Source organism: Tardisphaera saccharovorans, assembly GCF_046635845.1.
GTDB lineage: Archaea > Thermoproteota > Thermoprotei_A > Marsarchaeales > UBA168 > UBA168.
This window is the reverse complement of the sequence record NZ_JAQQXN010000003.1, coordinates 37,370-58,219: the sequence shown is the minus strand read 5'-3', so window position 1 is coordinate 58,219 and position 20,850 is coordinate 37,370. Positions and strand designations below refer to the sequence as shown.

Below are 20,850 nucleotides of genomic sequence, written 5' to 3'. Positions count from 1 at the left end.
CTTTCAGTCATATATAGAGTTGATCCACTTGAATCTCATAGAGAGAATTGAAAGAGACTTGTTTGTAACCGCATTCACGTCCGTCTGGGAGACTGGAATCTCATAGAGAGAATTGAAAGAACAACTCTTTCAGTCATATATAGAGTTGATCCACTTGAATCTCATAGAGAGAATTGAAAGATCGACGACGCCTTGACCGTTGAGGAAGCGCAGGAGCTCAGAATCTCATAGAGAGAATTGAAAGGCTCCAAGCCGTCCGGAACCTGATTCTCTTCCAGGAATCTCATAGAGAGAATTGAAAGAGGTTGCGGCGCTTGATCTCTGCCGCAACTGCGGTTGCAGAATCTCATAGAGAGAATTGAAAGAAAGCACTCTCGATGGCGCTGATGACCTCCGCAAAATCCTCGAATCTCATAGAGAGAATTGAAAGGTAGGCCACGGGTTAGCAAGAGAGTGATAGAAGAACTGAGAATCTCATAGAGAGAATTGAAAGCTAACTCCGGAGGCCTGGGCCTGTGGAGTTACGTGCTCTCTGAATCTCATAGAGAGAATTGAAAGAGATATCACTCATGACGACGTTAAGCAGAGGCTCAAGGAGGAATCTCACAGAGAGAATTGAAAGTGGCGTTGATTGCTACTTTACTCCTCCCACGTTCCCTAGAATCTCATAGAGAGAATTGAAAGGCGCAGGAGTCTGGCCCTGGGAGCCCACAAATGTCTCGTCGGAATCTCATAGAGAGAATTGAAAGAAGCTGAAGTTGACCTCGACCTCATATAATGGCATACCGAATCTCATAGAGAGAATTGAAAGAACTGGCAGCCTCAGCCCTGGGCGAATCTTTCAAAAGGAGGAATCTCATAGAGAGAATTGAAAGCCACGACCGAAAGGGGGACGATAACGTTCACGGTACCGGAATCTCATAGAGAGAATTGAAAGGATCATGCAATTCTTGGGGAAAGGAGCCGTCCAGAAGGGAATCTCATAGAGAGAATTGAAAGTCCAGGGGCACTTCCGTGTCAGATTCCAGAACGTCGGAATCTCATAGAGAGAATTGAAAGACGTGAGGAAGTCACGGACCGATTGGAGATTGGGGTGAATCTCATAGAGAGAATTGAAAGCAACCAGCCGATAACCGTGTGGGCGGACTTCGCGGAGAATCTCATAGAGAGAATTGAAAGGCGGGCACGGAGGCGTTATACCACCCCTGTGATGGAGAGAATCTCATAGAGAGAATTGAAAGTCTGAAAGACAGATGAGGGCAGGGCATGCAGCAGGCGAGGAATCTCATAGAGAGAATTGAAAGGATAACATTTCCAGCACTGCAACTGTATTGTTGCATAATTCCCAGAGGGCTTTCAAGAAATGAGATGACTAGCGGTTAAAGCTGCAACGACATGGTGCCTAAAAGCTCTAACCACTGAGATAAATCTGCCGATGAGGGAAATAAGTCTAGCTAGTGATTGGCGTTCCTTAAATGAGCAGATGGCCATCAAGGGCGAGTTCCTTCTGGTCATCGGGATATTAAGACACTGGAAGAAGCAACTGAAGAAGGCCAACAGGGAAAAGCGCGTTAGGCCCTGCCTCTACCCGGATTCATTTATCAAGCGGCAGGCCGTCTTGTCAAGGTTACTATCGCGGATTAGAAGGAATAGCTCGCCGCCTGAAGCTCTTGCGCATGATTGCTCGGGCAGATGACTACACGACCGCCTAGAGGAGGATGTCGAAGATGACGCCGGAAAGGCTACCAAGCGTCAAGAAGCTGGAGATAGCGGTAGAAGCGTATAGGCAACATTCAGCGGCTCTTGCTCATCGCTTTTTAGTATGCTGGCTCTCTTCTATTAGTTCTCGTAAGGGCGGTATCTCTTCAGGACATACCAAAGAAAATGACGCGCTGCTGAGCAGCGCACTTCTGCTTAGAAATTCATTATACTAATATTACCGTGCAATCAGATAGCTAGTATTTGATTTATCAAGTTAGAGAATTTAGGACTAATCAAGTTCTTGTTTAACTCAAAAATATGAAGCACTGTGTTTTGTTCGATTAGCTGTGAAGCCTAGCTCGTACGTATAATTTGATTTTTCGCGATTCGATACAGGGAAAGGTATGTCGCTTGTGTAGGTTAGAGCTTTATGGGCTAAATTTATCGGAACAGGTAGGAGGTAGCTTTTGATTTGGGCGTACAGTTTTTTTCTTGTCGTGTAGTCGGTTCCTCTTAAGGATGAGAAAAGCCTCTTCACTTCATCTATATAGGGATAGGGCACGGCTAAGATGGAAGGATCACCTCTAAGTTTTCTTATGAATTCCTCTTCTTGTTGATCTATGCAATAAATCGAGTTAAATACGCTCGATGCTTTCTTCTTGCCCTCAGAAATTTCACTGTTTAAGTCTGCCCTTACCTTGCTTTCATAATTGCTAATCATACCCAAGTATGAGCCCTCTCCAGATTGATTTATACCCTCCAAACATTCTTCGATTAGTTGAAGTGATTTTCTTAATTCAAAATCTTTATAAGGTTCAGGCGACTCAAGGGTCTCCGTCCAGATGTAGACGTTCGTGTCGTGGGCGCTTTTACCGTATCTGTTAACTCTGCCAAATCTTTGTATTAGCGCAGGGATGGGCGCCAAATCCGTTATTAGGACGTCGAAGCTAACGTCAAGCGAAACTTCGGCCACTTGAGTTGCCACTAGAACCCTGCATCTCTGGATTTCGCTTTCTTTATCGTAGCGGTCCTTGACCGCGAACCGGCTATGAATTAAGAGCTTTCCGTCAGCTTTCAAATTTCTGTAGAAGTCTATTGCCCGTGGTACAGTGTTTTGAATGACTAGAACCCTTTTCCCCTCTTTCACCATATCTTCTATAGACGGAAGCTCCGATGGCGAGTCAACCAGTTTGATGATGTGTCTCTTCAGCTTTTCATACTCAATCGATAGGTCATATTCCGCAAAGGCTCCTTCGCCTAGAGCGTCGATCAGGGCTTGTTTATAAGTTTGGAGTGGCGTGGCCGTCATCAGGACGAGCTGATACCTGTAGACGTCCCTGTAGTATTCTATTGCGGCCGCAAGTGCCCCTAGCATCTCGCCTGGTATTAGGTGATATTCATCTAAAATTATCGCGGAATTCCGAAACGCGAACCGCTTCATGTGATATTTTCCGACTTTTAGCATTGCCAAAAGGAATTGGTCTAAAGTGGTTATGTTCACCCTAGGAAGGAAGAAGCGATAAGCATCAAACCTATCATCATCAGCGCCTTTTCTAAGGAGATCGACGTCAGAAAAGTAAAAATACTCACCGACGTCATCAGCTCCGACCCACTTGCTGATGTCATCTATCATCTTTCTTATGGCCGTTATTGTAGGCAGCGTGTAGAATAGCTTCCTCGGTTGTGAGTAAGCAGCTTTCAGTAAGCCTACGATCGTTTTTCCCCAGCCTGTTGGAGCAGTTATGAATGCGTTTCCCTCTTGGCAAGCTATGCGCTCTTGTAGCCTTAGCTTCTCTTGGTCTATCCCAGTGCCGCTGGCTGTACCCAAGCCCGATTGGTTTTCGAGTTGTGACGGGGATGGCCACACGCGCGAGGGTGATGAAATCTGGATTGAGGAGGATGAAATGAAGTCAGCCAGCTTAAAAGCGCCAAAAACGTCAGCTAGATCTATTATTGTCCGCTTGTCAGAAATCCAACCCAGGGCCTTCGATGTGGAGAAATCAGGCCTCCTTAGGGCTGAGTGATGGCTCTTCGTCAAGTAGTTTAACAAGGGTATGAATGCTTCTTGTAGTCCCAGCGAAGAGCGGAAACCCTCATCCGCTTCAACTTTCTTAAGTATTTCCTCTCCTCTCTCGGCGTGCCTTACCGAATTTCTGATACCGATTGCCCAGCTTGGGTCGAGCTTTCCAAGGTCATGCAGCTCGCTCAGGGCTTTAGCAAGCTGGGCGTACTCATCAAGGGAATAATCATGCAAAATCGAGAGAGATAAATCCTCGCATTTCAGCGCATGTTGAATTAACGTTTCTCCTGGATGTGCTTCTTTAAGATTCGGGCTATCAAGCTCTATCTCCATCTTTTTGGCGGTTTCGTACGCTTTTATGAGCATCTCGCCGCTCATATGGTTCAGCTCGTTAGATTGGCCAGAGGTTGGAGCCATACGCCCCCTTCGCTTCCAATTTCAACTAGCAGATCGGCGATCTCTCTGAGCGCCTGCGGAGGAAAGCTTCCAATCTCTATTAAGGATTGGCATGCAAACTCAAGCGTGTTGTAAAGAACCTTAATTTGGCTGTCAGCTCCTCCCCTTTTCTTGTATTCAATGGACGCGGCTATGTAGATCTGCTTAAGCAGCCCGCTCAAAGCACTTCTGTTTTTATCGTTGAACAGCCAGTTATTGACGAAGGTTCTAAGGCTTGGGATTACGTAGGTGCTGTATTCATCGCGGTCTTTTCCAGGGGTGACGTAGATCAGGCCGCTGGCCTCCTGCATCATAGTTTTGACTCTCTCCTTTTCATCGCTACCTGCCTCCTGGTAAATAAAGTCCAACAAACGGATCAGCTCCACGTATGGAAGAGAATTCTCAAAGTTATTGGAGCCAATCCCATCAGCGGAAAAGTGTTTTGATCCGTACGAACTTGCCTTTTGCCTGATATATGTGCCAAATTCCCCGTAAAAATAAATCGAAATGCTCTGGCCTACTCCTGTTGACTCAATAAGCGAAGATGCTAAACCGTATGTGTCCTTTAACGAGTAACTTTCATCTCCATAATATAAGTTTAGGAGCTCCTTGTTGCTTACGCTTCCAGGCATCATCGCGGGTCTGATACCCTTTTCATACTTCACAAGCTGTTCTGCAACAAACGAAGAGAATTGTTCTTTTATGGCTTCGCGTAGCTCGGCAGCAAGGTCCATGGCTACATCTGAGGAAGGATTCGCGTAAAGCTGGTCGATTATTTCAACTACCTTTCCCTGATTCAGCTTTGCAGTTCCATTGCCATAATCGAGAACCTTTGCAAGTACTGGGTGATCTACGGTGACAACTTGGTTCATGCACAATATAGCTTCTTTGTCTTCTTTAGCAGGCTTCGTGCGCTGACTGGACCAACTCTGGTTGCATTTCCCTATCCTCTTCCCGCTTAGTGCTATGCCAAACTTCTCGATGTATTCTTTTCTGTTCCTCAAAAGATCTAGAAGGTCTTTCGGTTGGGGAACTTCTATAGCATCTTTAATCCGTTCCTTGATCGCGTTAAAGAGGTCGTTCTCGTTCTGCATTCTGTTCTTCCTCTTTCGCTATTTCTTTCGAGCCCCTGAGGAATATGTGTACGGGATGTAGAAATATTTTATCGCTTTCAGGTGCAAGGGCGACTGGTTGCGGCTCGTTTAGCAGCAGCTTTGAGTTAAGTCCGAACGCGTACTTAGTAACGGAGCCATCGTTAACTAAATCTATTTGCACGAAGCTTTGGTCAGATTCTGGCACAAATCCCACATAATTCTCTAGCTTGCAGTACCCGTATCCCTCTTTGCTAACCGTAACAGTGCCTAACTGCGGTGTTGATACATCTTTAACGAAGTGATAATCGTTGCCTCCATATATGGCATAGACGAACTCATGCCTTGTGATTCTGTCATATAAATTTGACGCCGCTTCGTCATCCTTGAACGATATCGCCAAGCGGTATTTCGGCTCTATAATAAACACGCTTTTCTTAGGGGTAGGAATCACTTCGCCCGGTTTTATCTTTGTTATCGTTACCGTTTCTTCTGCAGTGCCTTTATAACCGATCATGCGGGAGCCAGCGTACAGTTCGCTTTCTTTTGAAAACTCCCGGAGGTCTTGCCTGTCTATGCCCATAATTGCGCCAGCCATTCCAGCCACTGCTGAGGGAAGGGGCATTAGGTACGTATCCCTGTAGAGCTTCAGCAGGTGCTTTCTGAACTGAGCGGTTTGAAAACTTATGTCGAAAATGACGGCTTTTCTTCCCTCAAGCGATGTAAGTGGCGAGTTGCTCGACAAGGTTGTTCAGCTCTTGCTTGCTGAGATCGGTTTCTTTTTCTTGCCCTCCGGGCATTAGCATGAGAAGCTTGTTGCTTTCGTAGTCGATTATGTAGGCGAAATCCCAGTCGTAATTCGAAAGCGCCTGCTTCACTTTTTCTTTTTCCAGCTTAAGGTCTTCATCTAGTTTTAACAGGTTGCCTGCTGGAATGAAGCTGTTGGTGGCTACGGCCACGGCGTAGTGATACTCAGGCACGCTGACAGCCTCGGAAGCCCTTGGAAATTCCCATCCCTTTCTCAGCAGCACGTCAAAGAAGGCCTTTGCGCGCGCTTTTCTCTCATTATCTGGAAGCAAGTAAATGCTGCCTTTCTTTGACACACGCTGCTTATACTCGCTCTCGCACTTCCCAGCAAATTCCTTCGTCAGTTCGTCTTCTGCAAACTTTCCTATCCTGTCTTCTGCTATCACTTGGAGTTCACCGAGCCACTTAGCGGTCTCAATTTCAAATGGAGCGGGGTTCGCTTCCTGTGCCTTCGCGCTTATGTCCTTTCTCGGGAATCTACCTCCGAACTCAACGCCTATCTCGGTGTGATGCAGAGCGATCAAAGGAGAAACCTTGATGGGAGATGGCCTAGCTGGTTGGACGTTTCCCAAGCCCTTTTCAGGAGAAAAGTAGCCAAATATGTCGTCATCTATGTAAAGAACAGGATCACCTATGTCAGCAAGTTGTCCGCCCTTCATTTGCTGGGGGCTTATTTCGAAGGGTGGATTAGTTGGGTATTCTGAGAGCGCCTTCCTTATACTCCTCCTCACGCAACGGGGCGACACAAATGCCCTTATTTCTTGGTCCCACGATACCATCTTCTTCATCGTAACCCTAGTTCCTACCACGGAATCAGCGTTAACGTTCCCTGTTACGGCCAGCGCAAGCGAAGCAAAAACTCTCTTGGTCATTTTTATCTACCTCATGCTTCCTGGGAATTCCCCTGCTGGGTTCCCTGATTGCTACTGGAGAACACGGCATCGTAAAGCCCGGCCAGTATCGCGGCGCTATAGCGGTAAAACTCGTCAACTTTCCAGCGACTGTCTTCATGGAGCTGCGATGGAGTTCCCAGGGTTTTGCCTTGACAGTCAGGCATTATCGAGGCTATCTCCCCGATCAGAAGCTTCTTAAACCGCTCAGGGTTCTGTTCTGACCTGAGCGTTAAAAGGAAATTGCGGATCTGCTTCTTTATCGAATCATCAGGGGATTTAGTTTGTTGCTTAAGGCAATCAAATAGTGTGCGCCCGGCCCGATAAGACCACTTATAGAGGTCGGTTTCTTCTTCTGGCATAAGAGTGTTGTGCGTTGAGATTTAAACGTATTTATTCGTTGTCTAAAGTTGCTCATTATCATCGTGTTCATATGACCCCCGACTTCCTTGCCTCGATCTTGCCGAGCGCAGCGTACGCTACGAGCTTACTCAGGTCTTCCATTCTCTTTGCGACCTCTCTCTTTACGCCGTCGGCGTAGCCTACGAGTGAAAGGGCTTCATGATTGATTTCATCAGAGCTCAGGAAGCCCAGCAATCTCTTGACGCTCGAGTAGGAGTCGAACAGCTCTACCGAGGCCGTAGACAGGAACTCGTCTGCTCTTTCTTTTTTAGCATCGACCATCTTTGTAAACTCCTTTATCTTATCTGCCGTGATCGCGCCCGCTGGCGTCGCGTCGAGCTCTTTCCAAGCCATGGCCACGGCATCCGCGACGAACCTGGCCGACGCGTAGTCAAACAGGCCAGTCCAGAACGCGAGCACGTACCTGGGATCAAGACCCTTTGGAAGCTCAAGAGAGACAATGTTTTCCGGTAGCCCCAGAAACTTCTCTTCCCACGCGGCCTTCGTGGCGTCCTCTACGGCTTCCCGTGCGTCCCAGCTCAGGTTCACCGGATCCACCTCTTTGGCGGTCAGCGAGAGCGCCAGAGAGAGGGGCCCGACGGCCCATCCCCTCTTCTCGGCTAGGAGCTGCGCTTCCTGCCTGGCCTTCTCGCAGGCCGAGATTTTGGTGTCGCTTTCCTCCTTCTGCCTCTTCATCTCAGCTTCGACCTGCGAGTACCTCTTGAGGAGGTCGTCGTGCTCGCCCTGCAGCCTCTTCAGCTGTTGCCTCGCGGCCTCGAGCTCATCGGTCCTAGCCTTAAGCTGGTTCTTGAGCTCTCCGTTATACATCTTAGCAGCGTTCATGGTGACCCTTTCGTCTAGCTCCGTCTTCTTAAGGTCTTCCAGTTGCGTTTTCAGCGCATCTACCTGCTCGGTGAGCTGCCTTATCCGTTTTCTCTTGTCTGCTAGCTCCTCGTTCAGCTCCGCGAACTTTTCATCCATCTCCCTCTTGCGCTTCTCATCCTGTCCCGCAAGCTCATCCCGAAGGGACTTCACCTCATCCTCGAGGTCCTTCTGCTTTTTCTTCAGCTCCTCGCTTTCCGCGAGCTTTTCGTCAAGCTGCTCCTTTGCCTGATCGTACAGGGCCGCCTTATTCGAGAGCTCCTTCAGCTTCTCCTCCATCTCCCTCTGCTTATCGCTAAGGCTCTGGTTTTCCCTCATCGCGCTGTCCAGTTGCCTCTTCACTTCGCCGTAGGATTTCCCCTTCTCCGCCAGTTCCCTCAGCTTTTGCAGGAGGGATGAGAGGGCGCTTGAGCACTCCTCCGGGCTCAGGGAGAGGGCGCTGCTCAGCTCGCGCGAGTAACCCAGCGAGGAGATGGCGTCGGCCGCTGCCGATCCAAGAAGCGTAAGGTTTGCCGAGCGCCACCTAGCCAGGGCTAACGAGGGCCCTAAGGTGAGACCTGTCCCCGTCCTCGACGAACTCCTTTACTTCCTCCCCCTGGGGAAAAGGCTGCGTGAACGACCCTGACCTCCCTGCTCTTCAGCGCGTAGTTCATGACGAGGACGCTGGCTAGAAAGGAGGGCTTGACGCCCTCCCTCTCGGCTCTCGCCCTGAGCTTCTCAACGAGGTCCCTTCAACTTGAGGGGGGCGTTTACTTAGCGCTAGCCTCTGAGAGGAGCCTCTTCTCCTGGGGAAGGCAAGAGGAATCTCCGGAGTCGGCTACCTCCTCGAGGATGGCCTTCAGCGCCTCCGTGAGGTTTCCATTGCCGCCCACCGCCTGCCTCACGTGGTCTGGCAGGTAGACGTGAATGGCCTTCATATGAAGGTGGAGCCGCAGCGCTAACTTTTACGATTTTTACGAACGATTACGGGGTCCATGTGGAGGCTTACGAGCCCTTACGGGGCTTACTGACGCTTACGCGGCTTACGGGTCCTTACGATTTTTACGATTGTACAAAAATCGGCCCCCTATAGGGCATCTTATTTTTTGGTTTTTGAACTTGCAAAGCGGGACCAAGTAGCACCAGTTTTTTGTGCTAGGTCGACGTTCAATTCTAGTCCAATTTTTCACGCATGAATTTTTTTTAACGCAAGCCAAATTTTCGAAAAGTTCGGAATTTTGAAGGGCTTCGATCTGCCTTTCCCTCTTTGCGGGCCAGAGGGACGCGAGGGAGCTCCTGGACAGGGCAAACGAGGGTGTCAAGGCGAAGGTCCCATTGAGGCTTGAAGATCGGTTACGGATTATCAGGGCTTTGACTACAAGCCTTATATTCAGGCTTAGCCTCGTGAGCTGCGTGGCGTACGAGTTGCTGGCGTGCGCCCTTGACGTAATAAGTTAGGGCCGTCATGATGAATAAGTAAAAAGTAGCAGCGGCTGCAAGGGCTTGAACGCCAGGCCGAAATCCTTTCGCTGGAGCCCAGACGTCCGCGGCGCACCGATGGCAGGTTCGTTTATCCATCGCTTGTGGAGGTGGGGCAAAGGGACATCGCGATCACGAGCCTCACCAACATCGCGTGGCTTAATGGCAACGCGCCAAGCGAGTACACCTACATGCCCATGTGCGATAGGCAATGAGATCCAGCTGCTCATAAATACCGTTTCACAGAGTAGATTACGATGAGTAATAAAAGCTGGTTAACTATCGGTAAGTACACTGTATAAAGGAAGCAGTAGATCCTCGTTACAAAGGCATTGCAAAGGGCGTCATACGTGTTTGAGGGAACGCAGAGCGACAGCGTGCCTGCCAATTGGATCGATAATTGCGTAGAACGATTTCTGCATCCTGTTGCGCGGTGCTCGTTTGGAAGGACGCTATCACAGATCAAGATGATCGGCATAATCTGCAAAAGATGTATTAAGCTTAGCCTCGCGTAATTTGCCTTGAACTTTTCTTGGGTAGGCATGTTTTTCGACGGCTTTATCACCATTCAAACGGTCGAGAACTATGGGCTTGGTATGTGATCTACGCGGCCTCGTGTAAAACAGCGATCAGACGCAGGCTGCGATGCTCACGAACAGCATCTGGGAAGTTCCTTGTGCGGAGGTAAAAGCACCAAATGGCGCAGACTAGTAAAAACTTACGAGAAATATTGTTATTGGAACCTATATAATCATACGAGAAAAAGTTAAGGAGATTCGTCGGTCTTGGCGGTATTTGTTCTCAGCATGTCTTTCCAATAAAAACAAGAAAAAGTTTTAATGCCACGCATAGAGTTACATCATGCCTACGTATCATTATAGGATATTCATAGAGCTGAATCATGCATCTTTCCCTCCCCAAAGCAACCTAGAAAGCGTGGCTTCTAAGTACTTGAACGTGGAGCCAGGCAAGTTGTTTCGCCATACTAATGATGAAGGATACCTGTTTGCATTAGAACTTCGTATAAACCACGACAACCCTCTAAAGACTGGGAGCGGAGTGGGAGATCCCTGTGAACTGATCTATCCTACGATACAGTTCTTAAGGGAGGTAAATCTCGTTTGGAACATAGTAAAGATTCTGGAGACAGTTACGTATGAAGTTGAAGGTGCAGCAGGAGGTGCAGGTTTAGGTGGGCTACTTGGCGCCTCTACCGACGATCTCGGCAAGGCCGTAATTAGTGCTATCCTTGGTGGTGCAGTAGGTTACTTAATGGGTGACATTGCCGAGAAAATTGTCAAAGAACTGTGCGTTTACGAAAATCAGGAGGGCAACCCAGTGCTAGTAAGTCGTAGCCGAGATGATTGGTATGAACACAGAGGACTATCTTCAAGAGGCTAAGAAGCAGCTTAGTATTTTTAAGCTGTTAAAAAAGGAAGGGTATGATAATAGATATACCTTTATCCACTTGGCGTCGGCAATGGAAGAATTCTCCAAGTATGCTTACTTAGTTCAGCTTAAGCACAACTACTTAAATAAGGTTAATCAGATATGTTGCATAAGCTCAGGCAGCGACCTCATTAAGTCTTTAGACCAACTTCGCTACTTTATTGAAAGCATTGAAAAGCAAATAAAGAAACTCGACGAAGATCATGAATGTAAATACTTACTATTCTTACTTTTTTACGAAGTGATTAGAAAGTATGTAGATAATCGTCTAGGAAGTTCATTGGTCCAGTCAAATGACAAATTATCCAGTAAGATCCAGCCGATCGGGGATTACGAACCCATATTCGAAAAGGCCCGCAGAATTCTAAAACTTAGGAACTCATATATGTTGGATATTAGCAGAAAGGCCGAAAGGGTTGTGGATTTAGAAAAGGTTGGTGATTTAGTTGACGAGTTAATAATCAAGCTCGAATTCGTATTAGGTAACGCAAGTGCTATTGATCAGATATGTTCTAGCAACGACGATTGCAAAGAACTATATTCAAATCTAGCTGAAATATATGACAGATGTTAGCATAAGAATTAAATTCTCTATAAGAAGCTCAGCCGGCCTACATTTATAGTTGCCGATTCAGCGTTTAATATATGCTAGTCCGCGTAACATCCGTAGTATAAAGGTCTTATTCCTGAGGTTTTAAAAATTTACTGATGCGACCGCGCTGGCTTCATAATACTAACTGGGGTAGACCTTATACTGTGTACTTGCTGTAAGTCTAACTTTGTTTGATTTGCATAGGCGAAACAGTTAAATGGTTTTGTCATATTCTCTCCACAGTAACTATATTTTTGTAGTTAGATACTTTTGAGCACGATCTTATGGTTGTAACTCCTGCTTACCCTATGTGCTGAATGTTCTTTCAAGAATTATGCATTAACTTATTGGCGATGGATAGTTGCATAATTCCAGAGAGCACTTTCAGCACGCAGGACAACTAGTGGTTAGAGCAACAATGATATGCCCACCAAGAGCTCTAGCCACTGGGATTCAACTGCGGGTAAGCAAAACGAGCCTAGCCCTAAACGTGATTGGCACGTTTACAACGAGGAACTAGTTATCAGGGGGAGAGTTCCTTCTCGATACAGGATCTTCACGTATTGGAACAAGGAACTGAGAAAAGCAAACAGGAACGAAAGGGGGAAAGCGTTACCTCTTCCTGGATTCCTTTGTAAAGTGGCAAGCAATTTGGCATCAGTGGGTTGACTATCGCGGGTTAGAGGGCATAGCCCGCGCTTTGAGGGCCTTTCACCTGATCCGTAGGGCAGACGATTACACGACGGCATTCATGAGGGTATCTAAGATGATGCCGGAAAAGCTGCCAAGCGTTTACGCCTACATTGAAGGGGAAAGGCCACTCCGAAGCCAAGCCGGCCGTGAGGATGCTCGCCGATGCCGTGCAAGGGGCGTGGGCATATGACGCGGTCGCGTGCCACGCGAGGGCTAGGGCGTGAAAATGCAGGACAGGAAGGGAACAGCACTAAATCTATCCCCTGAATTTATGCAACAGAGCGCTTAGAGAGGAAGCTCGAGAGGGCCGTTGATGGAGAAAGGCTGACAAAGGAGTAAGGAAGAAGGAGATCATAAGGCATACGCCAGGAGGATAGAGAGGTTGACAAGAGGACTGCGCTGCTGTACGAGGAAACTCGAACGAGGGTAAACGACGGCCATGCATCCGAGGCTCGTATCATGGTAGGGTTAATCGCGTTAGGGCTTACCCGCTTCTTGCCAGCTTAACCTAACGTTAAGCAGTAACTCTCTTGTGTAACTTAGCCTTCCCAATCATCTCACAAATTGGCAGATGAAGTTTTTGGGCTTGCTCGCGAGGGTAAACGCAAAGCAAAAGATATATATCATGGCTCCCGGGCATTTTATGTCAAACGCCTCCGACCTTCAATCAATATTGCAGGAAAATCTTTACCTAACGAAAAGAAGGGAACTACTGTCTCAGATAGAGCAAGAGCTTTCTAAGGCATTTAACGAGAAATTATCGGTTGCCTCATATATTGCTAATACTCTTGATACAGCAGTTGCTGGATACACCACAATGAGCCTAGCTCACGTTACATATCTGGACGACTTAATAAGGACGGCTAGCGTTGGTGCGGGATCAGTTGCACTGATACTAGAAAGTTACGGAGGGGAAGCAACATTCCCTTCTGAAATTATTCAAAGAGCGAAGAAATATTGCAAGAGTTTTTACGTCATAGTTGTCAACGTGGCGAAGTCGGCTGGCACGCTGCTCTCACTTCTTTCAGATGGCATAATTGCCCTTGAGACAGCAAGCTTTGGCCCCATAGATCCTCAGATTGTCATAAGCACGCAACAGGGGCCGCAGGTGGTTTCGGCAAGGCAAATTAAGGAACTTATCGAAGTTACATTACCAAACTACATCAAATCTCGTGATCCCGCTGAGCGGGCCGCCATACTCGGATCTCAAAATTACGTGCTGTATCAGCAGGCTCTCGATGCCATCAAACTAGTCCAAAACACGGTAGACCAACAACTTAAAGGCCGTCTAACGCCAGCACAAATTCAAGAGGTAAAGAAAAAGCTCGTTGACGTCCCGTTGTCGCATGAGATAAAGGTCACACCGGACGATTTGGAGGACCTTGGGTTTGAACTTCACACCCTTAAGGCAAACGACGAGCTTGGAGCTGTACTCATACAGTACCACCGTAGAGCGCTCAGAAGCCTTATGGCCGAGGTCCCACCGGGTAATAAAGGCCTTATCCTTTTTTAGAACAAAAAGGTTAGTTTCCAGATTGTAGCTCAGATCTTTATGCAGCCCTTACCCGGTACGGCAAGGCCGCAGCAACAAGTCATGCCACCTCAAAGCCAGGGCGAGCGCAAAGCGCCGCCTAGCGGTTCTCCTGAACATACGTCCTCTGGATCCTTACCTGAGGATAGCCTAATGTAAATTGGCGTGCGGGTGCCGCTGCGAGTATGGCCTCGAATAACTCCTGAGAAATGCCGATCTTCTCTAACTCTTTTTTCCACTCTGGGTTAACCATAAGCTCGCTCAGGGACATATATATGTCTATGTTTAGCCGAATATATGGGTTTCGGTATATGTGCTTTGTTGAATAAATCCTCGACAATGCTTCCCCCCTAGTTTTCTTACTCGCTTTGCCCTTTTACGTCATTGCCCTAGCGTAGCAGGCCACCGCGTCGTATGCCCACGCCCTTTGCACGACTTCTGCAATGAGCGTTTGGAGGCTTCCTAGAGCTCGTGTCCTCGCCGAACTTCCTAAGAAGAATTCCCTTTACTACCGGGAAGAGGTAGGGCCTTCCCCTCTTGTTTTTGTTGACCCTCTTCAGTTCCCTCTTCCAGCGCTTGAAGATCCTGACATCGAGGAGGAACTCCCCCCTGATGACGAGCTCCTCGTTGTAGGAACGCCGATGGCGTTTGGAGCTAGGCTTATCTCTCTTAGCCCAAGTTATATCCCAGTGGTTAGAGCTCTTGGGTACCATACCATTGTGGCTCTAACTACTACTTATCTAGCGTCCTGAAAATGCTTATTGGAATTATGCAATAATCCAAATAGAGAAAAGCGTTTAAAAACAAGTTCAAGTCAAAGCGACAAAAAGGACTTGCGCCGTCCAGATTTGCCAGCCCAATGTAGCAAAATTTAAAGCAAACATAATAGTTCTAAAAAAGCTTAAATTTGCGCATGCAAAAATATTTATGCAGCGTGAAGTCGCTTTAGCGACATATTTGCCCAGGCAAGTAGTTTATTTTGACGGCACATCTAATAAACTGCCCAGTAAGTATGTTTTAACTGAGGGAAACTTAAGGCTATTTGTACCTAAGAGTAAGATTGAAGACGTGGTTAGAGCTTTAAATCATTCTGGGTTTGAAAATGTTTCCTTAGAATTTTATAAGGGTGAAAAGTATTCTCTTTCATTAAAGCTTCACAACATATGGGAGTTACATGTTAGAATTTATGAAGATGGTTTTATGGATGCTCATTTTGAAGTAAGTAGAGAATATTTTGAACATTTACAATATGAATCAGTTCCAGCTATTTATGAAGTATATACTTATTATATGTCGATATACAGTAAGCTTCATATATTCGATAATAAAGCTAAGAAATGGATAAAGGAAGTAAAAAACTATTATTTTATAAAATTAAGGCCTCCAACATCTTTAACGGAATGGAAGCCTATTGTAATAGCAGGAATTTTTGTAATAGCAACAGTAGCCTATGCCTTATTGCAACCTGACAAAGGTAAGGATTAACGGAACATTTTTTTGATCTATAGAATGCTATAGAAGGCTGATAACAAGCATCTCAATTGTTACAAAGTCCTTGGAATCCCGCTTTATTGTTATACACGTTTTTATTGTTATGTGAGTTAATCAGGGTGCCTAATAATGAAAGGAGCGCCCTGAAAGGCGCCCTATGTTTCGAGTTTTTCCCTCTTACTCTTCCATATTGCTACCACCGGGTCCTTTACTGTGGTAAAGGTGCTTCTACTAAGTGGGTTCGGCTTATTCGGAGCTTCTGGGTTTATGAGTTTCGCGCGGTTCCGTGCCAGCGCCTCCCCACTAACCTTTCATGTAGATATTTTAATGCTAAACTTCGGAGGCGCGCCTTTTCTACAATGCTTATCAAAGATGCGATCGCTAGGAAGCAGCAGGCCCTCACCCCGGAAGCGTTTTAAAGGGCCTGGGCCTATGATGCCATAGCCTATTACGCGAGAGCAGGGGTGTGAAAGGACAAAGCGAGCAGGAAAACTAGCGGAAGCATGGTCTAGGATTTATTCAACAAAGTAATGAGAAGAAAAGGCTTAAGTTACGTGCAAGGCCCACTGTCATGAAGAGGGAGGACCTTAGGTTTGGCGGCATGGCACAGTTCGGCGGGGCTTTGCTCTTGCAGCTCCTGGACGGTCCAGAGCTAGGTGTCAGAGGCGCCCTTCTTCGTTCGGGTTCTGGTCTGAATTTGTTGGTGCTAGCGGACAGGGGAATGGACATAGGCTTTGCCGAGTATAAGGGTCGCTCGCTTAGCTGGAATAGCCCTACCGGCTTCACCTCGCCTGCGTTCTTTGAGCCCCAGGGTTTCGGATGGCCGAGGGGATTTTACGGTGGCTTGCTGGTTACGGGTGGTCTTACCTACATGGGTGCTCCCTGCGTTGACGAAGGCCAAGAGCTTGGCCTTCATGGCAGGGCTTCCTACACGCCTGCCCGCAGCTTCACGGCCACAGGCGAGTGGGAAGGTGACGAGTACGTGATAAGGGCAAAGGGCGAGGTCAGGGAAGCCTCCGTTTTTGGGCCAAGTCTCGTCTTGAGGAGGGAGATAGAGATGAAGCAGGGAGCCAACTCGTTTATCATAAGGGACCTCGTTAGGAACGAGGGCTTCGACGACTCTCCATTCATGATGCTTTATCACTTTAACCTAGGCTACCCTTTGCTTTCTCCCTCCGCAAAGCTGATCACCACGTCAAGGCTGTACGTTCCCCGGGACGATGAGGCTTGGCAAGGCCACGAGTCGTTTGACAGCTTTGATCCGCCAACCAAGGGATACAAGGAGAAAGTGTACTTCCACGATCTGGCCGTCGACGGGAATGGTTTTGCGCTTGCTGGGCTGGTAAACGGCGACCTAGGGCTGAGGCTTAAGTTCAAGAGGGATGTGCTCAAGAGGTTCATAGAGTGGAAGATGATGGGAGAAGGAACCTACGTGGTAGGCCTGGAGCCGAGCAACGCCTTAGTGATGGGCAGGGCCGAGGAGAGAAAACGCCGCACGCTTGAACTTCTATCTCCCGGGGAGGAGAGGAGCATCGAGATAGAAGTCGAGGTGCTGGATGGGCCAGATCAAGTGGAAGGCTTTGTGAGAGAGGTAAACAGCATTACGAGGGGGCAAAAACCAGCGCTGGCAGGTGACGTTGAAGACTTCTTGAAGCGGTCCAACGAACAGGGATCGCGACGGTAAATTAACAACCAGCGGTTCTCTACATTTAACTTCATGATCATAGAAGGCCTGGTCTGTATTAACTTCTGTATTATTTTTGACTAAATGGCGGCAGAGCCAGGCGATCGCTCGCAAGTAACCGCAAGGCCTTTGCCTGATAAGTTCCTCAAAGAAAAAACATGAGAGCACCATCGAGAGCGCCATCACCCGAGGGCCTTACGCCGGTGCAACGCTGGCCCTGAATCCTGGGCAGAAACGGCGCGGGCTTCACAGGAACTTAAGCCCTTTAGCAGCTCGTGCTGTGAAACGCGCGAGGAAAAGTGCCACCGTTTTACAGCAAGATCGCGTCCAGAATGAGAGCTAGGGGAGTTATAGGTGAGCAGTACGAACGCTGCTTAGAGCGGGTTAACGCGATTGGCGGTAATCGATTGCCCATAGCGTTGCTCATAGCGTTGTCTAATCAGGGCAGCGCGTTAAAGGTTCCCATGTTCGGCATTGCCTCGGCCTTTCCTTGGGCCCTTTCTCGCATGCTTTCAGGAAGGCCTTCCTCACTATCCTTCTTTTTTCTTCAGCATGCATAGGCTCACTTCCTCGAATGCCTGTCATATATCCTGCTCAGGACACCGCCTATAATTGCGCCAACAACGTCATCGGTCATGGGAGGAAGCCTGTCCAGCTCCTCGAGGTCCTTGTCGCTCTTCTTGATCCTGTCGATCCAGTAATACGCTAGGAGCCCTCTGAACCCGTTTACGTACTCCGCGATGGCCTTGCCCAGGGCCTCGTCGGCTATTATGCCCGCGGAATCTCTCTTATACTCATCGACTTCGTTACCGGGGAAAAGGCCTAACGATAGAAAGGACTCAGCAAGCCTAGCGCTCCTCACGATTATCCTCAGGTTCGGGTCCCTCCATAGCGCGCTCATCTCTTCCCCTATCTCCTTCTCGACCTCCTCGTCGTTCAGCGAGGGCACTGGGGCTTTTCCGTATGCCTTCATGGCGATTTCCACGATTTCATCGAGGTCTTTAAACCCAAGCGTCTTCGCCGCGTACTCGTTAACTGGAGTAGAAGCCATCTGCTGGGAGAGAGCCTTCAGAACTGCCATGGACGCCGAGATCCCGACTTCCGTGGCCGTACCCCCGAACCTTTCTTCCCCCGCGGGGGACGCGACCATCGTGGCATCAGATGCCGTTCCGACCGATGAATGAGAGGGACACATGGGGCCGCCGAGCGAAAATGCCATCCCCTTTATCTCTGAAACCGTCCTGAAGACGTCGAGGAGCCCAACCTTGCTCATGGGCTTGTCAAGTATTACAGCCACGTTTATGGTCCCAATTTCCCGACCTTTCCCCTCGAAGCACGACGGAGAGTCCACCCCATAGGTCACGAAAGCCTCCGCGTTCGAGCCTCCATAGCTGTACGAGCTCCTCGAGTACCCTTTCAGGTCTACTGCCGTTAAGAAGATAACGGTCTCATGGATGTCTACGCCCATGCTCCTCGACGCTTCCCTGCAGTAAGCGTCTAGGTCCACGCGCTCGAAGTCCTTGGGAACCCTCTTAAAGGCCAGGTACTTAACGTCCTCGTAAGCTTTCGGGCAACCCGAGGTGGAGAGGGAAAGGTACTCTCCTTCGAGGTCTATGAGGAGGAAATCGCTGCCCTCGGCGATTACGTGCGCCATGGTCTTCTCACCCTCTTCCTGCGAGCTTTCCAGCCTCCCATAAATGGATTTCCTCGTTTTAGCGACGGCTCTCGAGGCAGCTGGCATTGGCGCTCCTCCCGCTGTACCGTTGCGAAGCCGCTCTTGAGGGCATAAGCTCAGGGTTCAGGGATATCCTCTGGTCCTCGCTTTCTCTCAGCCCTGTGGGAGAACTTCAAGGCCGAGACACACGAGGGAAGCCTCAGGCCTCGATGCCGCGTTCAGCCAAGCTGTTGTGAATACCGAGGCCTTCGCGCAGGAAGCGCGCCGGCTTTTCTCGCCGCTAAAGGAGATGGGGGTCGCGCTTGAGCTGCCAGATCAAAATACCTCACGCGCGCACAGCGATCGCTCCTGCTGGGCCTTCCCGATGGGGCTCTTCGCCGGCTTCTCCTCGGCAGCAAGCCATTATCAACCGGCAAAACGGCCGATGACCACTTTTTGTCGCTCGTCCTTTTTGGTTTGCGGCAGACGGGATGCGGTGGAACGAGGTGAGGAAGGGGTCAGCCCATTGACCTATGAGGGAGATAGGCACGACCTCTCCGCGGAAGAGCTGATTGCAGGCCTCCAAGGGCTTGCGAGCGTGGGAGCATCCAAAGGGATTACGTCAATGCCTAGCCTGGGGTTGAGGAGGCCCCTGTGCTGATCGTGCGGGACCGGAAGCCATGGAAACCGATTTGCAGCGCGAGCTTGAGAGGCTCGCGCGCGAGGCCATAAGCGAGGCCATAAGCGAGGCCGAAGCCGGGAGCGGCGGTTTCCCTTCATCCAATGGCTTGTGAGAAAACCATGTGAAGGTCGGGCGAGCAAGCGCTAAGCCCTTTCAGCCTGCAAGGCAAGAAGCATCGAGCTCCCTTCGATGGGTGTGAACCGATTTCTTGTAGTGCCCTCCGAATTGAATGTGCCATGACACGAACTCTTAACTTTAAAGCCAGCAAAAGCCTTTTGGATTTTTCGGGGCATCCGAGGATGCTACCGAGAAGCCGTGGAACAGCAGAGAAGCACACGCCGTCGGCGCGTCTAGCCTTTTATTTCCCTTTGGGACTTAAGCGAGTACCAAGCTTTTTTCGTGGTCCCCATTAGAAACTTCCCGGAGCGGTCAAGAGGCCGCAAGCCAGCCGTCGGGATCGCCGAGGCGGAAGAAGGGAAGCGGGATTCTCGCGCCAGCTGAGGAAAGCACCGCAAGGGGCGTTAGCGGGAAATACCATCTTTGGTTCTTTGCAGCTGATCAGAAGAGCAGAAAGGCGTAAGTTCCCTTGGATGAAAACTTTATGTCAGCGTCTAGGGCAAGTTTGGAAGAGGAGGTGTACCTGAGGGCACTGACAGGTCGCCTGGTGGGGTTGCACCTGTTTGAAGGCGTCAACAAACTGCTCATATTATCTCACCCAGATAGGATATGCGAGTCCATATCCACGGCGGCCATCGTGGCTTACTACGAGAGGGCTGGGTACGGAGAGGGCAAGGTGAAGGTCGTCAACTTTGACGGAACGCAGAAGATCGGAGACCAAGTCGTCCAGTTCAAGCCCGACGGGGTGTACTTGGCCTTTGGAGGAGAGGAAAGGATGACGGAAGTCGCGGAGCTCACGACTGAAGCTTTCAAGCAGCTGATGGCCGCTAAATACGCTGGGTCTCTTCTCGTGCACGTGAGGGTATGGCTGGCCACGAAGCAGCTATCCTTCGCTCTATCGCAGGCCGAAGTGCTCGCCTGGCTCAAGAGCCTTCGCGAGATAAGGGTGTTCACGGCCGACGCTTCCGCGAGGAAGTTCTCGTTCTTCAAGGTTAAGATAAGCGATGGCAAGACGGAGCTCATCAAGTACGCGGAGGAGGACATAACCCAAGAACACGCCGACCTGCTGAAAAGATCTCTTCCCCCTCCGCGAGAGCGTCCTTGAGGCTTAGGCCTCCAAGGAGTTTCGCCCTCGGGGTCATTTTGGTGTGTTTTTCCTGACGCTGAACTTCACGCTCCGGCGGAACGCCGAAAGCCATGAGAACCCAGCGCAGGAAAGCAGGGGCTAACTGAGGAGGCGTTCAAGGAAGTTAAGCTGAAGGTCCTGCGCA

18 protein-coding genes and 1 CRISPR repeat array are annotated in these 20,850 nt (G+C 49.1%); of the genes, 8 read left to right on the top strand and 10 right to left on the bottom strand.

Annotation, left to right across the window (positions count from 1 at the left end; genetic code table 11):
- Positions 1 to 30: 30 nt before the first annotated feature.
- Positions 31 to 1,304: direct repeats of the CRISPR family, unit length 24 nt; unit sequence GAATCTCATAGAGAGAATTGAAAG.
- A 131-nt stretch (positions 1,305 to 1,435) separates the two neighbouring features.
- Positions 1,436 to 1,696 (top strand): hypothetical protein, encoded by a 261-nt coding sequence (locus PRZ02_RS05900; RefSeq protein WP_449464909.1) that lies wholly within the window; start codon positions 1,436 to 1,438, stop codon positions 1,694 to 1,696.
- A 315-nt stretch (positions 1,697 to 2,011) separates the two neighbouring features.
- Here PRZ02_RS05900 and cas3 read toward each other — a convergent pair whose 3' ends face one another.
- The 7 genes from cas3 to PRZ02_RS05865 form a co-directional block, all read right to left on the bottom strand.
- Complete coding sequence (cas3, locus tag PRZ02_RS05895; RefSeq protein WP_449464908.1) at positions 2,012 to 4,099, bottom strand: CRISPR-associated helicase Cas3'; 2,088 nt, start codon at positions 4,097 to 4,099, stop codon at positions 2,012 to 2,014.
- Between the two features lie 5 nt (positions 4,100 to 4,104).
- Entirely contained in the window at positions 4,105 to 5,250 is a 1,146-nt protein-coding gene (locus PRZ02_RS05890; RefSeq protein ID WP_449464907.1) for a hypothetical protein, read from the bottom strand.
- Positions 5,225 to 5,992, bottom strand: coding sequence for a CRISPR-associated protein Cas5 (locus tag PRZ02_RS05885; RefSeq protein ID WP_449464906.1), 768 nt, complete (start codon positions 5,990 to 5,992; stop codon positions 5,225 to 5,227). The genes PRZ02_RS05890 and PRZ02_RS05885 overlap by 26 nt, the downstream gene beginning before the upstream one ends.
- Positions 5,961 to 6,926, bottom strand: a complete 966-nt coding sequence (cas7i, locus tag PRZ02_RS05880) for a type I-B CRISPR-associated protein Cas7/Cst2/DevR (RefSeq protein ID WP_449464905.1) — start codon at positions 6,924 to 6,926, stop codon at positions 5,961 to 5,963. The genes PRZ02_RS05885 and cas7i overlap by 32 nt, the downstream gene beginning before the upstream one ends.
- Before the next feature lie 11 nt (positions 6,927 to 6,937).
- Positions 6,938 to 7,306, bottom strand: coding sequence for a hypothetical protein (locus PRZ02_RS05875; protein ID WP_449464904.1), 369 nt, complete (start codon positions 7,304 to 7,306; stop codon positions 6,938 to 6,940).
- Positions 7,307 to 7,373: 67 nt separating this feature from the next.
- On the bottom strand, positions 7,374 to 8,570 hold the full coding sequence (locus tag PRZ02_RS05870) for a hypothetical protein (protein ID WP_449464903.1): 1,197 nt from the start codon (positions 8,568 to 8,570) through the stop codon (positions 7,374 to 7,376).
- Positions 8,571 to 8,977: 407 nt separating this feature from the next.
- Positions 8,978 to 9,145: a hypothetical protein gene (locus PRZ02_RS05865; RefSeq protein ID WP_449464902.1), complete on the bottom strand. Its 168-nt coding sequence runs from the start codon at positions 9,143 to 9,145 to the stop codon at positions 8,978 to 8,980.
- A gap of 1,402 nt (positions 9,146 to 10,547) precedes the next feature.
- Here PRZ02_RS05865 and PRZ02_RS05860 point away from each other — a divergent pair.
- The 4 genes from PRZ02_RS05860 (at position 10,548) to PRZ02_RS05845 (ending at position 13,933) form a co-directional block, all read left to right on the top strand.
- Positions 10,548 to 11,087: a hypothetical protein gene (locus tag PRZ02_RS05860; RefSeq protein ID WP_449464901.1), complete on the top strand. Its 540-nt coding sequence runs from the start codon at positions 10,548 to 10,550 to the stop codon at positions 11,085 to 11,087.
- Positions 11,056 to 11,709 carry a hypothetical protein gene (locus PRZ02_RS05855; RefSeq protein ID WP_449464900.1) on the top strand — a complete coding sequence of 218 codons (654 nt, stop codon included), beginning with the start codon at positions 11,056 to 11,058 and terminating at the stop codon, positions 11,707 to 11,709. The genes PRZ02_RS05860 and PRZ02_RS05855 overlap by 32 nt, the downstream gene beginning before the upstream one ends.
- A gap of 718 nt (positions 11,710 to 12,427) precedes the next feature.
- Positions 12,428 to 12,610: a hypothetical protein gene (locus tag PRZ02_RS05850; protein ID WP_449464899.1), complete on the top strand. Its 183-nt coding sequence runs from the start codon at positions 12,428 to 12,430 to the stop codon at positions 12,608 to 12,610.
- 453 nt (positions 12,611 to 13,063) lie between these two features.
- The gene (locus tag PRZ02_RS05845) at positions 13,064 to 13,933 is read left to right on the top strand and encodes an SDH family Clp fold serine proteinase (RefSeq protein ID WP_449464898.1); all 870 of its coding nucleotides are present in this window, start codon (positions 13,064 to 13,066) and stop codon (positions 13,931 to 13,933) included.
- A gap of 118 nt (positions 13,934 to 14,051) precedes the next feature.
- Here the strand turns inward: PRZ02_RS05845 and PRZ02_RS05840 are convergent, their stop codons facing one another.
- Positions 14,052 to 14,222, bottom strand: a complete 171-nt coding sequence (locus PRZ02_RS05840; protein WP_449464897.1) for a hypothetical protein — start codon at positions 14,220 to 14,222, stop codon at positions 14,052 to 14,054.
- 118 nt (positions 14,223 to 14,340) lie between these two features.
- Positions 14,341 to 14,664, bottom strand: a complete 324-nt coding sequence (locus PRZ02_RS05835) for a hypothetical protein (protein ID WP_449464896.1) — start codon at positions 14,662 to 14,664, stop codon at positions 14,341 to 14,343.
- A gap of 214 nt (positions 14,665 to 14,878) precedes the next feature.
- Here PRZ02_RS05835 and PRZ02_RS05830 point away from each other — a divergent pair, with 214 nt between their 5' ends.
- Both PRZ02_RS05830 and PRZ02_RS05825 read left to right on the top strand, forming a co-directional pair.
- Positions 14,879 to 15,436, top strand: a complete 558-nt coding sequence (locus tag PRZ02_RS05830) for a hypothetical protein (RefSeq protein WP_449464895.1) — start codon at positions 14,879 to 14,881, stop codon at positions 15,434 to 15,436.
- A gap of 577 nt (positions 15,437 to 16,013) precedes the next feature.
- Positions 16,014 to 17,126: an aldose 1-epimerase family protein gene (locus PRZ02_RS05825; RefSeq protein ID WP_449464894.1), complete on the top strand. Its 1,113-nt coding sequence runs from the start codon at positions 16,014 to 16,016 to the stop codon at positions 17,124 to 17,126.
- 562 nt (positions 17,127 to 17,688) lie between these two features.
- Here PRZ02_RS05825 and PRZ02_RS05820 read toward each other — a convergent pair.
- Complete coding sequence (locus PRZ02_RS05820) at positions 17,689 to 18,867, bottom strand: adenosylcobinamide amidohydrolase (protein WP_449464893.1); 1,179 nt, start codon at positions 18,865 to 18,867, stop codon at positions 17,689 to 17,691.
- Positions 18,868 to 20,063: 1,196 nt separating this feature from the next.
- Between PRZ02_RS05820 and PRZ02_RS05815 the strand changes: the two genes are divergently transcribed.
- A complete protein-coding gene (locus PRZ02_RS05815; RefSeq protein ID WP_449464892.1) occupies positions 20,064 to 20,684 on the top strand; it encodes a hypothetical protein in 621 nt (206 codons plus the stop codon).
- Positions 20,685 to 20,850 lie beyond the last annotated feature (166 nt).

Bases quoted from the DNA above. Each gene is read 5' to 3' on its own strand.
- PRZ02_RS05900 (WP_449464909.1), top strand. From the start codon at position 1,436: ATGAGGGAAATAAGTCTAGCTAGTGATTGGCGTTCCTTAAATGAGCAG.
- cas3 (WP_449464908.1), bottom strand. From the start codon at position 4,099: ATGAGCGGCGAGATGCTCATAAAAGCGTACGAAACCGCCAAAAAGATG.
- PRZ02_RS05890 (WP_449464907.1), bottom strand. From the start codon at position 5,250: ATGCAGAACGAGAACGACCTCTTTAACGCGATCAAGGAACGGATTAAA.
- cas7i (WP_449464905.1), bottom strand. From the start codon at position 6,926: ATGACCAAGAGAGTTTTTGCTTCGCTTGCGCTGGCCGTAACAGGGAAC.
- PRZ02_RS05875 (WP_449464904.1), bottom strand. From the start codon at position 7,306: ATGCCAGAAGAAGAAACCGACCTCTATAAGTGGTCTTATCGGGCCGGG.
- PRZ02_RS05865 (WP_449464902.1), bottom strand. From the start codon at position 9,145: ATGAAGGCCATTCACGTCTACCTGCCAGACCACGTGAGGCAGGCGGTG.
- PRZ02_RS05860 (WP_449464901.1), top strand. From the start codon at position 10,548: ATGCCTACGTATCATTATAGGATATTCATAGAGCTGAATCATGCATCT.
- PRZ02_RS05855 (WP_449464900.1), top strand. From the start codon at position 11,056: ATGAACACAGAGGACTATCTTCAAGAGGCTAAGAAGCAGCTTAGTATT.
- PRZ02_RS05845 (WP_449464898.1), top strand. From the start codon at position 13,064: ATGTCAAACGCCTCCGACCTTCAATCAATATTGCAGGAAAATCTTTAC.
- PRZ02_RS05840 (WP_449464897.1), bottom strand. From the start codon at position 14,222: ATGTCCCTGAGCGAGCTTATGGTTAACCCAGAGTGGAAAAAAGAGTTA.
- PRZ02_RS05835 (WP_449464896.1), bottom strand. From the start codon at position 14,664: ATGGTACCCAAGAGCTCTAACCACTGGGATATAACTTGGGCTAAGAGA.
- PRZ02_RS05830 (WP_449464895.1), top strand. From the start codon at position 14,879: ATGCAGCGTGAAGTCGCTTTAGCGACATATTTGCCCAGGCAAGTAGTT.
- PRZ02_RS05825 (WP_449464894.1), top strand. From the start codon at position 16,014: ATGAAGAGGGAGGACCTTAGGTTTGGCGGCATGGCACAGTTCGGCGGG.
- PRZ02_RS05820 (WP_449464893.1), bottom strand. From the start codon at position 18,867: ATGCCAGCTGCCTCGAGAGCCGTCGCTAAAACGAGGAAATCCATTTAT.
- PRZ02_RS05815 (WP_449464892.1), top strand. From the start codon at position 20,064: ATGTCAGCGTCTAGGGCAAGTTTGGAAGAGGAGGTGTACCTGAGGGCA.